This is a genomic window from Niabella drilacis, assembly GCF_900101395.1.
GTDB lineage: Bacteria > Bacteroidota > Bacteroidia > Chitinophagales > Chitinophagaceae > Niabella > Niabella drilacis.
Genome location: NZ_FMZO01000009.1, coordinates 64,846 through 78,383, shown reverse-complemented (window position 1 = coordinate 78,383; position 13,538 = coordinate 64,846). Strand labels below are relative to the sequence as shown.

Genomic DNA, 13,538 nt, shown 5'->3' with positions numbered 1-13,538 from the left:
AAAGTTTATCAAATCCGGAGAAAATAACCCGGGAAACACCGTTGGGCTAAGCGGTATTTATTGAGGTCCTGAAACATAGTATAGCATATCTTTGGTAGTGGCATCATGCCCGCTGACTGTTTCCTTGTGGGTAAATGTAAATCCCGGGCGGTGATCAGTTGCCTTGAAAACCGTATCGCTTTCCGGGAGCGTACTGTTAATTACCATTTCAGATGCCGCTGGTTGTGGAAACAGAGGTTCCTTTTAAATATCAGCCACACGGGAGTTGCTGCATCCCGGCGTCATTATCGGATCGTATTACCCATGTTGAACATCGGCAGGTACATGGCAATGAGTACAACGCCCACCACCAGTCCCAGTACAATAATGATAACGGGCTCAATAAATTTGCTGAGCTGGGTGGTCTGATAGTCCAGGTCCCCGCTGTACCGGTCGGAGAGGTTTTTAAAGAACAGCTCCAGTTCATTTACTTCCTCGCCTACTTTTACCAGCGCCACCATTTTGGAAGGGAATATGTTTTTACTGCTCATGCTTTCATGCAGGGGAAGGCCCTTCAGGATATCCTGTTCCATTTGCTCCAGTGCAGTTTCGAGCGGGTAAAACCCCATTACCTGTTTGCTTAAACCCAGGGCCTGCACCAGCGGTACCCGGGCTCCCAGCAACAACTGCATGGTAGAGGCAAATCGGGCCAGGTATATTTTGGAAACGATATTTTTTATCACCGGCATCTTTTGCAGCAGGAGGTCTTTATACTTTTTATACCAGGGTTTGCTGCGGCTGATGCTGATAAAAACAATAGCGGTCAGCAGCAACAGGAAGAGTTTGCCGGCAGCGGCCTGCATAAAATGAGAAAGGAGCAATACCTGTCGCGTCAGAAAGGGGAGGTTGCCGCCAAAGCGCCGGAACACATCGGCAAACATCGGCACCACGTAATTCATCATAAAGAACACGGAACAGAACGCCACGGACAATACAATGATGGGGTAGGTGAGTGCCCCGATGATCTGCCGGCGCTGCCGGATCTTTGATTGATAGTAAACGGAAAGCTGCTGCAGCACGGTATTCAGTTTGCCGGTTTCTTCACCGATCTCGATGGTAAAATATTCATAGGGCGTAAAGCTTTTATTTTCGCGCAGCGCGGTGGAAAGGCTGCTGCCATTGATCACTTTTTCGAGAACGGCGCTGAGGATGGCCCTGGGTGCTTTTTTGGTCTGTTCATCCCGGATCAGCTGCAGGGCGGTACGGATATCCAACCCGGCATCCATCAGGCTGCCCAGCTCCAGGTAGAAGGACTCCTTGATCTTATCAGGAAAGGGCTTGCCAAACAGGGAAAACTCGCGGGTCAGCAGTGCTTCAAGCTGTTTCATTAAGGGGTGCGCCTGGTTGCCCGGTGGCGCCGCCTGTGTATGCTGCTTTTTCAGCGTATGGATATCGATGGAGGGTTTCCTGTTCATGGTTCCGTTGTTGTTGAATCGTTAAGAAGATCTGCCTGCGCATAGTGTTTCCCGAGAGAGGTATGAAAATATTGTGTGCCGTAACGGTGTTGCAATTTTATGGAAACGAGCAGGGGCGTACTGTCATTCAGGTAGCGTTGGGCGGCGATCCGGGCACCGGGATAGAGGGTATCGGACCGGTCCCCGTCGCTGCGCACTATAAATGCCGTATCTAACCGGTAGGTGATGGTCTTTAATGCCACTCCCTTTTCTTCCCGGAGGATGAGCTGGTGGTGCTCCGCATCCAGCCGGATACTGCGGGCCTTTTCAAAATCCTGCTGTAATTGTTTTTTAGTGAGATAATAACCGGTAAAAAAACGATGGGTAGTAAAGTAATGTGCAGACTGACGGGCCAGGATCATGTACACGGTGGCAATCACACCAAAGAGGATGGCCATCAGGAGCAGTCCAACCACCAGCTCCGGGAGGGTGAAGGCCGGGATCTTTCGCTTGTATATTTTTTTAAGGCAGTGCATGGGCTGGTGGTTCAGAAGGTGCAGGGGAGCGAACAAGGAGGACGCGGGTTAAAAGCGGGGCTGCCAGGCTGTCTTTTTTGTAAACGGTAAAGCGTACCTGTAAAAGGGCGGGCTCCCTTGTATCCGGGCTGGCCTCCCGGCTGACCGCCCAGTTATTGATGACCTCTTTTTGAATGCTGAAGTCCTGCCGGCTGAGGGAGTTTTGTATATAATCATCAAGGGCCCCGGCTGCGTTCATACGCTGCATGCTGAATCCTGATTGCTTCACAGATACAAAAAAATGAATGCTGATAAAGAATACCAGCAGGATGAGCACCAGTGCTACGACGGATTCTATCAGGGAGAAGGCCCTGAGTGTTTTCTGATAAATATTATTTTTTACCGGAGCCATTTTAAGATGGTTTGACGGCTGCTGCCGGTGAACAGGGAAAAATAACCCGCCTGCTGAAACCAGCGGGAAGGCGTAATGGAGGCATCGATAAGGATATTCTCCATGCTCATAGGACCACGTTGTTCAAAGAAAAAATGGGTAAATACTGCGCCCTCTATCCGCCCGTTGAGGTAGGTATAGCCTTCATTATATACCATTCCCCTTACCGTGGCCCCGGGTTTGATCTTTACCACAGGCCTGATATTGGTCCGGTCATTTTCAGTAAGGGCCAGGATCATCCCGTGCAGCACTGTTCCTTCATGTAGGGTTACGGCAGCGCCGGTATTGCCGATGGCATTGCTGCGGCCGATGCCTGCCAGCGCCGTGGGGTATTCAAAGGTGCAGCCGTTTTCCGCGGTGATGCTGTCCAGGGCAATGGCCTGTACGGCTCCTTTAAAGCCCTGGGCAAAATGGATAAAAGGAGCCACCAGGATCACATCTTCGAGGAATGCAGTGGAAGGTACATCGATCACAGAGTCGGACAAGACGATCAGCTTGCCCTTCAGCCAGCGGTGCTTCAGCTGTCCGTTCCGGGGCAGGATGATCTGCCGGGCTGCATCATAAAAGGACTGCGTCAGGGAGTCTGCACCATCGGCGGAACCCGCCCGCAGCGTGTCTCCGACCCGGCTGGCCAGGCTGCGCAGCTGTTTGCGGAAGATGGCAGCCAGGGGAGGGAGTTGTTTGCTGCTGGTGTCTGTAATCCCCTCAACAAGGTTTTTGCGGAAGAAGCCTTTATCCTGGAAGAAGCCGCTTCTTATCCCGGATTTTGGCAGGTATGCCCTGCCTTCGATATAGGTATCGCCGGTCACCGACAGGGGACGGTCATGGTCGGCAAGATAGAGGCTGGCATCCCCGTAGCGGAATTGCCCGGCGCCATATAAAAACGCAGCGGCTTTCATGCGTCCTTTATAGGTTACTTTAATCCCGGACACCGGGAAGCAGCCCCAGAGCTCATTCCTGCAGTACAGGGAATCTGTTTGGTCTTCAAACAGCAGCGCGCTGTCCGGCCCCTGTGTGGTGGCGGAAAGTTCCGTTGCCAATACCCGCTCCATGCCGGATTGCAGATCATCTGCCAGCCGCTGATCCAGCTGGTCCTTTATTGAAAAATATTTAAAATGATAGAGCGACAGGAGCAGCATGCCACAGGTAATAAAAAGGACCAGGGAGAGGACCAGGGTCGCGATCAGTGAACCGGCCGGCAGCTTTCGATATAAAATGGTACGGATCAAAAATAGTTATTTTTTTGAGGGCTGGCGAACCCCCTTTTTATAAGTAATCACAACGGCGCTGTCGTTTACCATAGTTAGCTGTTGCCCGGAGAACAGATGGTTCTTTTCAAAACCTTTTTTCAAAAGCCGCCCGTCGGCATCATAGGTTTTTATATACAGCGCCCCGTCCCAAAATCGTTTGCGGGTTAGGGATTGAAGCATCCCGTTCGGATGCCAGGTACGCCAGCGCCCTTTTTTTGCTCCCCGCTTATACCAGCCTTCTTCCACCAGGCGGCGTTCATGATCCACTACTTTAAAATAACCGTGCAGCAGCCTGCCATAGTAGCTGCCCTCGGTAGTGTAGATATGCCCGGATTTAAACCAGGTATAAAAATGGCTGGAATGCAGGCGGGGCGCGGCATCTGTAACCTGGAAGATGAAAGACCCGTCGGGCGAATCGATCCGTACCTGTCCATTGTAGTATTGGGCAGGGGCACAGGCTGTGAGGAAAAGAAACGGCAGGATCAGCAGCAGGCGATTCATAATGCGTGAATGTTTGAGTTGTGCATAAAGGTAACAATGGGGAATGATCCATTATTTATTTACAGGATCCAATCTTAAAAAATACGTATTTGTACGTATTGTTTGCATGGTTGCATGCATGTAATTTTGATTTACAGATATGTTATTTAGAATAGCCCCGATGATCCATGTGATTTCATAAATGCTTTCGATCCCATAAGAGCGCAGCTGATAATAAGCCAGGGCGGAGCCGCAATTGATGCGGTTACCGGATGGAAGATGTTTGCGCAGCTTTCGATTATGAAGGGTGTTATTCCGTTGCATTAAAAATGATAAGTACTGAAAATTAAAAGCTATGAGCATCCGATTTTTTCTAGTTGTAAACATTCTTGTATTCTTTGCCTGCTTTAGTGGCTATACCCAGGAAACAAAGCTTACCCCTGTAACGCCGGAGGCCGCGGCACTTACTAAAATGGTTAACTATCCTGTAGATTATAATACTGGGGTCCCGGATATTCGCATACCATTTTATGAAATTAATGTCGGAAACATAAAATTGCCGGTTGACCTGGTATACCATGCGGGTGGATTTCGGATTAATGAACAGGCAACGCGGGCCGGCTTGGGCTGGTCGTTAAGCAGCGACCTGCAGATTACCCGAACAATAAACGGGAAAGATGATTTTTCTCAGGGAGGATACCTGAACAACCCGCTTGTGAAAACTTATTATAGAAATGGTTCCTTCTGTCCCGGATGCGCCTACTCCGATTCTTACCAGGAATCCTATTACCTGGCTACCGGAGAAAAAGATGCGAGCCCGGACAAGTTTAACTATAGATTGCTGAATAAGTCGGGATCTTTTTATTTTCAAAAAAATATAGCGGGATCGGGGTATACCATTGTGCCCGTGCCGTTTGATAATATAAAAATACAATTCAATAACGGCCAGTTTATCATTACGGATACGGATGGTACAACCTATTATTTTGGCACTCCCGGTACGGGGAGTGTGAGCCAGGCATTGGCAGGTGGGATGGAGATTTCCGGTGCCGATGCAAGCGGGTCCTGCCCGGCATGTGTTACCTCTGCCTGGAAATGCAAAAGCATCTTTAGTGCCCAGGGCATTGAGGAAATTTCGTTTAGCTATACGCCCAAGACGATGGTGACTTATGCTACTTATAACGACTATATAGAATATTATAATAATGAGAGCCCCTGCACGATGTATCATTATTATAGATCCAGCGACTATCCATTGAGCGGGTACACGAATTATAGTTCACTTCCCGCGTTTTATGAATTGTCGTCTCCGAAATACATGGTGGTTTATGGAAATAGCGGAACATCATATTTTCATATACCCTATCTGGATAATACAGGAAACGTGGTGGATGCGGTATATGAACGAACTAACGTAACAAATGCATCCTTACAAAACGTACATGGACTTTCCGTTTCAGAGATTAGTTTTCGCGGAGGGAAGGTGCAGTTTAATGGCACTGATCAGTTGAACTATATCCGGGTATTGGGTCCTTCTGGCCAGGAACTTAAGACGGCGTATTTTTTTCAGTCCTACACTGAGCCTGTTTATAAGCAGGAAGCAAAAAATTATAACGGTCTGAATTTTCAGGGCACCCGGTATTTGGATTCGCTGCACATCAGAAGCGGTACGGAAACTTTTGAGCGGTACGCGTTAGGATATGAATCAAAGTATTGCTTTGGTAACCATTTGAAGGGGCATGATGCCTGGGGCTACCCAAACGACAATACCGTGGAGATTGCCTATGCCAATAACACATCCGCCAATATAATGTCCTTGCCAACAATCAAGATCAACCAGGATCGGTTTTACAGAAGTATACTGGGTGGATGTACTGATTTCGCGTCCGATATTCCCATTGCTGTTACGGGTAATGACTGGGCCGAGGCGCCGAATGAACCTGCGATGAAAAGAGGCCTATTGAAACGCATTGTGTATCCAACGGGAGGCTATACCGATTTTGATTTTGAAGCTAACCGCTATATGGAAGATTTTTACTGGATGGGAACGCATAATGCCCTGCCTCAGCTATGTGGCGGACTACGCATCCGAAGTATCAGTAGCTTTAAGGAAGATGGAACATTTGCCGGCCAAAAATATTATCAGTATGGCCCATTGGAAGAGGGAAGCGGCAAATTGATCAATAAACCGGCCCGGGTAAAGGAGGATGGTAAGTTTTATTATGGCGCTGCCGGCTACGAGCAGCAGATTGCTTATCTGAAGGTTGGAAACCCCAACGTGACCTGCTATAATAAAGAATGTTTGGATGTTTATGCGCTGGAAACAAAGACAACCTATCAGCCCGCTTCGGCGTTGGATTATACCTATAGCAATGGCGCACCCATTTATTATGAAAAAATAACGGAGTATAACCAGGACCTGGGCAAAAAGACGGGCAAATCAGTGTATGAGTATTATCCGCCGGAACAATTTTATGACTATGAAGCGCCGCTGCATGCCTATAACCGGATAGAGGGTACGAATATAAACGTTCAAAGAACAGACGGGTTAATGGGCGCTCAAAAATCGATAAAGCAATACAAGTACAACACCAATGCAAAATCCTATGAAGTGGATCAGCTGTACCAGCTGGTGCGTAAAAAGGAATTTGAGTATACCCGTTATCTGAAACCAGAGCAGGTGAGGGTCAACTATGCTTTTTTGCGTGTAAGCTACCCCATTGTTGAGGGCTCCTTTCAGGGAAGCGCGTACACGCTCTACAATCCTGCATTGAGCTTTTCGACATCTCTGAACAATCCCGGACCTGATTTTATTGAGGGGGCATATGGAATACCCGTTGGCCGGCTGCTACCCGGCAGTGTAACCGAAACCTCCTATGCCGATGCAGACAGTCTGAAAACGATTACCCAATATGATTACGACAATTTTCCCTACCTGAACCCCTCAAAAATAACGACAACGGACAGTAAGGGAATGCAAACGGAAAAGCAGCTTAAATATGCGTATAATTTTGGCGGCACCGCCGTATATGATTCCATGGTGCGCCGAAATATGGTTACTGCGTCCATTGAAGAAATTGAGATGAACATCACTTTGGGTAATAAAGAGATTGCCAGGCGCAAAACGGATTATAAAGATTTTTCGCTGGGCTGGGGTGTGCCTGCGCCTCTTAGTATCAGCAGCTCTGTGAACGGGGCCCAGCTTCGGGAGGATGTTCGCTACCAGGAATATGACCCGTATGGCAATGTATTGGAACTGAAAGGAAGAGATGGTTTAACCACTTCCTATCTCTGGGGTTATCACTCCTTATACCCGGTGGCTGAATTAAAAGGGCGAACTTATGCGTCTATTCCGTCTTCGTATAAGTCCAATACTCAAATTATAAATCCGGGTAGTGATGGAAGCCTGAGAACCTTGTTGTCCGGACTGAATGAACCCGGTGCCGTTGTGAACGTTTATACTTATCGGCCGCTGGTGGGTATTAGCAGCCAGACGGCTCCCAATTCAAAAACGGTTTATTATGAGTATGATCCCATTGGCCGGCTAACTGCAAAGAAAGACCACAATGGCAATATTCAGAACCAGTACAGCTATCGCATGCGTAATTACAGTGCTTTAGGAGCGCTGCCTGGATATGCAAACGCGCCGGCTATGCGTACCCGCAACGAGCAGTCGGGGGGATTTTGGCTGTTCTATAATATGATTATCAGAGGTGGAAACTACGTTGGGCTTGACCAGCCAGGGGTCGATTATGTAGCCGGATCATCTGCGGAAACCATGTCATTGGATGGTGCTCCCGACAATCCCGGAACGAATATGATGGCTGCTATTAAACTACGTTATTCTATAGTGTCGCCCAGCGCTATACCCTCAACAATGATGATGGACTTTATTAAAAACGATGCCGTGGTTGCCTCCTACAGGTTCAGACCCTACACCGCAACGCCTGGGGAATACACGGTTCATATCCCCGCTGGCACTTACAAAGCGAGTGTTCGGTTAAGCGCGGATTATAAATGTCCGAATGGATGTTTGGTCTACAGCTTCTATGATCTGAGCAAACCTGCTGAATATTCATTTCTTCAAAATGGCGATGAACTTGTGCTGGCAGCAGGAGGTCAGTACGAGATCAGTATTGGAGAGTTGAATTAGTGGCTTTTTAGACGGGAAACAAAATTAAAAATTAAATAAAGGGCATCAGCATTAAAAAAAATGATTATGCGCGTTGTATTATTACTCACCCTGTTGGCAATAAGCCTTGGGAGCCGGGGCCAGCAGGCAGCGGAAGACCGCAATTTTGTCAAAGTTTTGGAACCAAAATATCCTACTACGAATTCCAGTGAACTCCCGGGTAAATCCGTACAGGATGTAAGCCAGGTAACGCAGTATTTTGATGGCCTGGGACGGCCGGATCAAACGGTGGTAAAACAGGGCTCGCTCAATACATCCACGAGCGCTTATAAGGATTTAGTAACGCCGGTAGAATATGATGCTTTTGGCCGGGAGTCCAAAAAATATCTACCCTATGCCAGTACCGATGTTGCCGGTACGTACAAATCCAGTGCTGTTGCCGATCAGGGGAGCTATTATAATAATGCGCCTCATTTGGCTGGTCAGGGGGAGAACACTTTTTACAGCCAATCCTTCTTTGAAACCTCCCCCCTTAGCAGGTTATTGGAAGCCTACGCTCCGGGAAAAAATTGGGGCGGAACAGCCGTCCAGGCAAACGAGCAGGACCGGCACGGTATTAAAACCAAATATTGGTTCAATACGGATCATGATAGTGTAAGAGTATGGGACGTAACGGATGCATACACAATGGGCGGTTTCGGAAGTTATTACAACACGAACTCGCGAATGTATCCTGCTGGTACATTGTATAAAAATGTAATAACGGATGAGCATGGAAACCAGGTTGTAGAATTTAAGAATAAGAAAGGGCAGGTAGTGCTGAAGAAGGTACAGCTGCTGCTCGCTGCGGCAGATGATGGTGGGGGCCGGGGGCATAGCGGCTGGCTTTGTACCTACTATATTTATGATGAACCAGGCAACCTGCGCTGTGTGATACAACCGGAGGGAGCAAAAATAATGAACAGTACGGGATCCTGGTCGCTAAACACAGACCTGCTGGACGAACAGTGTTTTCGCTATGAATATGATAATTATAGCCGGATGATTGTGAAAAAGGTTCCAGGTGCCGCCGAGATTATAATGGTATATGATGTGCGCGACCGGCTGGTAATGACCCAGGATGGAAACCAGCGCAACGCTGGTAATTGGAGCTATACTCAATATGATCACCTGAACCGCCCGGTAAGAACCGGTATGGTCAATCTTCAGAGCAATAGCCCCAATACGCATTGGACGGCAGCCATGAGCCTATCCGGGGATAATAGTGCCATTCAGTACCCTACCCCGGGAATGTTGGTTACCCCAATGGTATTAACAGAAACTTTTTATGATAGCTACAGCTGGATGGCCAATTACCCGGACCTGGCCAGTATCAGTGGTACATACAGTACCGGTCATAATGGATACTTACTTGCCCCAACGGGCCAGTTCCCCTATGCACAGGCAAATACCCAGGATACCCGTACCCGTGGACTAGTAACTGGCAGCAGGGTGCGGTTGTTGAATGAGCCCGGGGAGCAGTTTACAACAACGGTTACGATTTATGATGAAGAAGACCGTCCTGTACAGGTAAAAAGCAGGAACCATATGGGGGGAATAGATATGGTAACCACCCAGTACAGCTGGAGCGGTCAGCCCCTGGTAATTGTAAGCGAGCAAAACAAGCCGGGTGGCACTGCTGCTTCAATAACCACGGTAACCAAAAACAGTTATGATGCACTGGGCCGGATGATACAAACGACTAAAAATATAATCAATAACCTGAACACTGTAACCAGCGGGGACAAGGTTATTGCGCAGAATGAATATAATGAGCTGGGGCATCTGAGTGCTAAGAGGCTGGGCGTTAACGGCAGTACAGCCCTGGAAACCCAGGTATTTGAATATAATGTACGCGACTGGCTGCTGGGAATGAACCGGGACTATGTAAATGCAGGAACTTCAGCTACATCTGGATTTTTTGGTTTTGACCTGGCTTATGACAGAACGGATAATAATAAAACCGGCCAGGGAAATGCAGCTATTAATAATTATTCCAGCGCGTTGTACAATGGCAATATTGCCGGCATGAGTTGGAGGGGACGGGGCGCTAACGGTACAGGTGAGATCCGAAGGTATAACTTCGTTTACGACAAGGCCAACCGGTTGCTAAAAGCTGACTTTGGACAATACAGTAGTGGCAGTTTTGTGGCAGGAAGCATTGGCGTGACGGGGAGTGTTAAGTATGATATGCAGCTGGGGGACGGGATCAACCCAACCACCGCCTATGACTTTAATGGCAACATTAAAAAAATGGTACAGTACGGGTACTTACAGGGAACAAACCAGTCTATAAAAATAGATGATCTTACATATAATTACAAGAATAATGAAGCATCAAACAGGCTGGCCAAAGTAACAGATGTTGCAGGAGATACAAGAGTCCAACAACTGGGAGATTTTAATGATGGTGGTAATAGCGGAGATGATTACGACTATGATGCTAATGGTAACCTGACCAGGGACGGGAACAAGAATATTAGCAGTATCAGCTACAATATCTTAAATTTGCCGCAGCAAATAACGATACCAGGCAAGGGTACCATTACCTACAAGTATGATGCATCCAAGGGTAAGCTGAGTAAAACGGTTAATGAGGACGGCCAGCAGCCGAGGACAACACAGTACCTGGGCGACATGATCTTTGAAAATGAGGTATTACAACAGGTGGCCATGGAAGAGGGGCGGCTACGGCCTGATGGTAGTTCATTTACAGCAGATTACTTCCTGAAGGACCATTTGGGGAATGTGCGGTTGGTAGTAAACGAAAACGGAACTCTGTTAGAGGAGACGCATTACTATCCGCTTGGGTTAACAATGAAAGGAGTTTCCTCTCAAAGTGCAACGGCCAGTTTGCAGAATGACTATCTGTACAATGGTAAGGAGTTGCAAAATGATTTAGGTCTGGATCAGTATGATTATGGTGCCCGCTATTACGATGCTCAAATTGGAAGATGGCACGTGGGCGACCCATTGGCTGATGAGATGCGGCGGTTTTCTCCCTATAATTACGCGTTTGGCAATCCAATCCGGTTTATCGATCCAGATGGTATGTCCTCGATAACCTTCAATAGTGGAGATCCTGGATTTACAGAGGCTTTTGAAGCGCTGAAGAGAAGTCTTCTGTTTACCTCGTCTAATAATGGCAACGATGAGGAAGATAATCCTCTGGATAGAGTATCGCAGAACGATCCAAAGGTGCTACCAGAGGTCATGGTAAAAAGCAAGCGTAAATCCTGGTTTTCCAGAGTTTTTAGTTCTGCCTTGGATATTGCACAAACTGCGTTGGACGTGGCAGGCTTGATACCTGGTGTCGGTGAGGCTGCAGACTTGCTAAATGCCGGGATATATACTTTGCGGGGTGATTATGTCAATGCTGGCCTTAGTTTGGCGGCCGCCGTGCCGTTGATAGGAACGGTATCTACGGGCGGCAAGATGTTTAGGCGGGCAAAGGCGGTATTTCAGAAACATCATGTAATACCAAATAAAATTTATAGAGAGTATGAGCAAGTACTGAGTAGTGCAGGGTGGGTTCAAGACGCTGGTATTAATTTGAAAAAATTGCCAACGCCCTTCCACGGTAATCACCCTGCATATAGTAGGAGGGTTAAGCAGGGTGTTGAACAATTGATACAAAATAATAATTTGAATAAACAAAGTCTTATGCAATTGCAACATGAACTTAGGCAGGAAATAAATAGTATTTATTTAAACGGAGGATATAAACGTATGAATGATTATTATAAAAGTTTAGGATTTTAGTATGAAGTACTATTTATTAAGAACCGTGTCTGATCCTAAAATAGTGGGGGTTACAGATGGGGGCGGACAAGTTGAGCTCGATGCAAATAACCCTATTACAGAAGAGCTAAAGAATTTCTTTTTTTTTGCAAGTTATTGGAATGAAAAGAGGACTGCGCCAAACTTCGATGTTAGAAATTGCACGGCAACCATAGTACCCAAAGCAAAGTTAACTGACTTCTTGAATTTTAGCCCTGCTCTAATGACTTGTCCATTCATGATTAGTGAGCGGTTGGCAGAGGTATTTGCGAGTTTTAAAGTACAAAAATATTATACCTATCCTGTGACCCTTTCTAAAGAAGGAATGCTTATTCCGGATAAATACTTTCTTTTTTGCTGCCCCTTTCTGGGATATGAGGTGATTAATTTTCCTGAGTCCGTATTTTATACAAAAAAAAGCCTGTTCGATAAGGAACGAAATTATATTCATTATAAAGATGAAAAGGACTTTTCAGAAAATTACATAGTGAGTGCCAAAATTGAAAAATTGGTTTTAAATTCAAATTTTGACAGTTCTCTAGATTATTTCAAGACTCGTGTTGGCGAGATCTATATATCAGAGGGGTTAAAGGATGCTATTGAAGTTCTAGGATTTACCGGGGTGAGCATCTTTGATGATAAAGAACCGTTAATAGTAGTTTAAATGGACTTGATAGAGAAGATATTAGCATTTTCGCTGGCCGGACTATTTTTGTCAAGCTGTGATTCTGTTCAAGGAGGGGGTGTGGAAGCAGATGGAATAGTTCATGTGAATGTACTTCAATCAACGGAGCAGGCTCAATCAGATAGTTTCAATAATGCTTCTGCATTACTGCAGGAGGTTAAAAAAGAGCCTCCGTTTTATCGTATGGTGTCTATATACAGTGGGAGAATTGAGGTGTCTGTGCCGACTTCATTTGTCGAGATGTCAGCAGAGAAAGTAACTGTAAAGTATCCAAATGTCGGTAACCGTCCTAATGTGGTATATACCAACGACCGGGCAAATGTAAACATTGCCTTTACATACACTACAATACCGGCGGAGCAGGGGGATTTACAGGAGATAAAGGACGCCCTCTCTCTACAGTTGCGGTCAGCCAAACCAGTCAATTTGCGAAGTTGGATTGAAAACGTAAACGGTTCAGATTATGTGGTCTTTGAACTTGAGAGTCAGGCCATAGACACAATGATTTATAATCTTATGTTCGCAACCGACGTTGACGGTAAATTGTTGCTGGGCTCATTTAATTGTCCTTATGCAATAAAAAATGAATGGCAGAAAAAAGCGAGGGAAATATTGTCATCAATACGTAAAGGCTAAAGAATCGTTTTTTTTAAGGTGTGGTGTTAACTCAGGAAAAGTATCGGATCTGTTTTCTACCGTTGTTGCTATGTGGCGCTCTTGGAAACCGGGGGCAAATGATGATTCTCTGCCAGGCTCGCGGTTGCTTAGTCAGA

9 protein-coding genes are annotated in these 13,538 nt (G+C 46.6%); 4 read left to right on the top strand and 5 right to left on the bottom strand.

The genetic code is table 11. The features are described from left to right. Positions 1 to 284 precede the first annotated feature (284 nt). The 5 genes from BLS44_RS15935 to BLS44_RS15915 are packed head-to-tail and all read right to left on the bottom strand — an operon-like array spanning position 285 to position 4,150. Complete coding sequence (locus tag BLS44_RS15935) at positions 285 to 1,454, bottom strand: type II secretion system F family protein (RefSeq protein WP_090391220.1); 1,170 nt, start codon at positions 1,452 to 1,454, stop codon at positions 285 to 287. Continuing rightward, the gene (locus BLS44_RS15930; RefSeq protein WP_090391219.1) at positions 1,451 to 1,969 is read right to left on the bottom strand and encodes a type II secretion system protein; all 519 of its coding nucleotides are present in this window, start codon (positions 1,967 to 1,969) and stop codon (positions 1,451 to 1,453) included. The genes BLS44_RS15935 and BLS44_RS15930 overlap by 4 nt, the downstream gene beginning before the upstream one ends. Beyond that, on the bottom strand, positions 1,956 to 2,360 hold the full coding sequence (locus BLS44_RS15925; protein ID WP_090391218.1) for a hypothetical protein: 405 nt from the start codon (positions 2,358 to 2,360) through the stop codon (positions 1,956 to 1,958). The genes BLS44_RS15930 and BLS44_RS15925 overlap by 14 nt, the downstream gene beginning before the upstream one ends. Further along, a complete protein-coding gene (locus BLS44_RS15920) occupies positions 2,348 to 3,628 on the bottom strand; it encodes a hypothetical protein (protein WP_143019807.1) in 1,281 nt (426 codons plus the stop codon). The genes BLS44_RS15925 and BLS44_RS15920 overlap by 13 nt, the downstream gene beginning before the upstream one ends. Positions 3,629 to 3,634: 6 nt before the next feature. Further along, positions 3,635 to 4,150, bottom strand: coding sequence for a toxin-antitoxin system YwqK family antitoxin (locus tag BLS44_RS15915; protein ID WP_090391216.1), 516 nt, complete (start codon positions 4,148 to 4,150; stop codon positions 3,635 to 3,637). Positions 4,151 to 4,484: 334 nt separating this feature from the next. On the opposite strand from BLS44_RS15915, the gene BLS44_RS15905 reads away from it, so the two are divergent. The 4 genes from BLS44_RS15905 (at position 4,485) to BLS44_RS15890 (ending at position 13,401) form a co-directional block, all read left to right on the top strand. Beyond that, positions 4,485 to 8,282 (top strand): hypothetical protein, encoded by a 3,798-nt coding sequence (locus BLS44_RS15905; RefSeq protein ID WP_090391214.1) that lies wholly within the window; start codon positions 4,485 to 4,487, stop codon positions 8,280 to 8,282. A 66-nt stretch (positions 8,283 to 8,348) separates the two neighbouring features. Then, complete coding sequence (locus tag BLS44_RS15900; protein ID WP_176954453.1) at positions 8,349 to 12,062, top strand: DUF6443 domain-containing protein; 3,714 nt, start codon at positions 8,349 to 8,351, stop codon at positions 12,060 to 12,062. Between the two features lies 1 nt (position 12,063). Next, complete coding sequence (locus BLS44_RS15895) at positions 12,064 to 12,744, top strand: hypothetical protein (RefSeq protein WP_090391212.1); 681 nt, start codon at positions 12,064 to 12,066, stop codon at positions 12,742 to 12,744. Beyond that, the gene (locus BLS44_RS15890; RefSeq protein WP_090391211.1) at positions 12,745 to 13,401 is read left to right on the top strand and encodes a hypothetical protein; all 657 of its coding nucleotides are present in this window, start codon (positions 12,745 to 12,747) and stop codon (positions 13,399 to 13,401) included. Positions 13,402 to 13,538: the final 137 nt, after the last annotated feature.

Excerpts from the sequence above, each read along its gene's own strand:
- BLS44_RS15935 (WP_090391220.1), bottom strand. The coding sequence starts at position 1,454 with ATGAACAGGAAACCCTCCATCGATATCCATACGCTGAAAAAGCAGCAT.
- BLS44_RS15930 (WP_090391219.1), bottom strand. The coding sequence starts at position 1,969 with ATGCACTGCCTTAAAAAAATATACAAGCGAAAGATCCCGGCCTTCACC.
- BLS44_RS15925 (WP_090391218.1), bottom strand. The coding sequence starts at position 2,360 with ATGGCTCCGGTAAAAAATAATATTTATCAGAAAACACTCAGGGCCTTC.
- BLS44_RS15915 (WP_090391216.1), bottom strand. The coding sequence starts at position 4,150 with ATGAATCGCCTGCTGCTGATCCTGCCGTTTCTTTTCCTCACAGCCTGT.
- BLS44_RS15905 (WP_090391214.1), top strand. The coding sequence starts at position 4,485 with ATGAGCATCCGATTTTTTCTAGTTGTAAACATTCTTGTATTCTTTGCC.
- BLS44_RS15900 (WP_176954453.1), top strand. The coding sequence starts at position 8,349 with ATGCGCGTTGTATTATTACTCACCCTGTTGGCAATAAGCCTTGGGAGC.
- BLS44_RS15895 (WP_090391212.1), top strand. The coding sequence starts at position 12,064 with ATGAAGTACTATTTATTAAGAACCGTGTCTGATCCTAAAATAGTGGGG.
- BLS44_RS15890 (WP_090391211.1), top strand. The coding sequence starts at position 12,745 with ATGGACTTGATAGAGAAGATATTAGCATTTTCGCTGGCCGGACTATTT.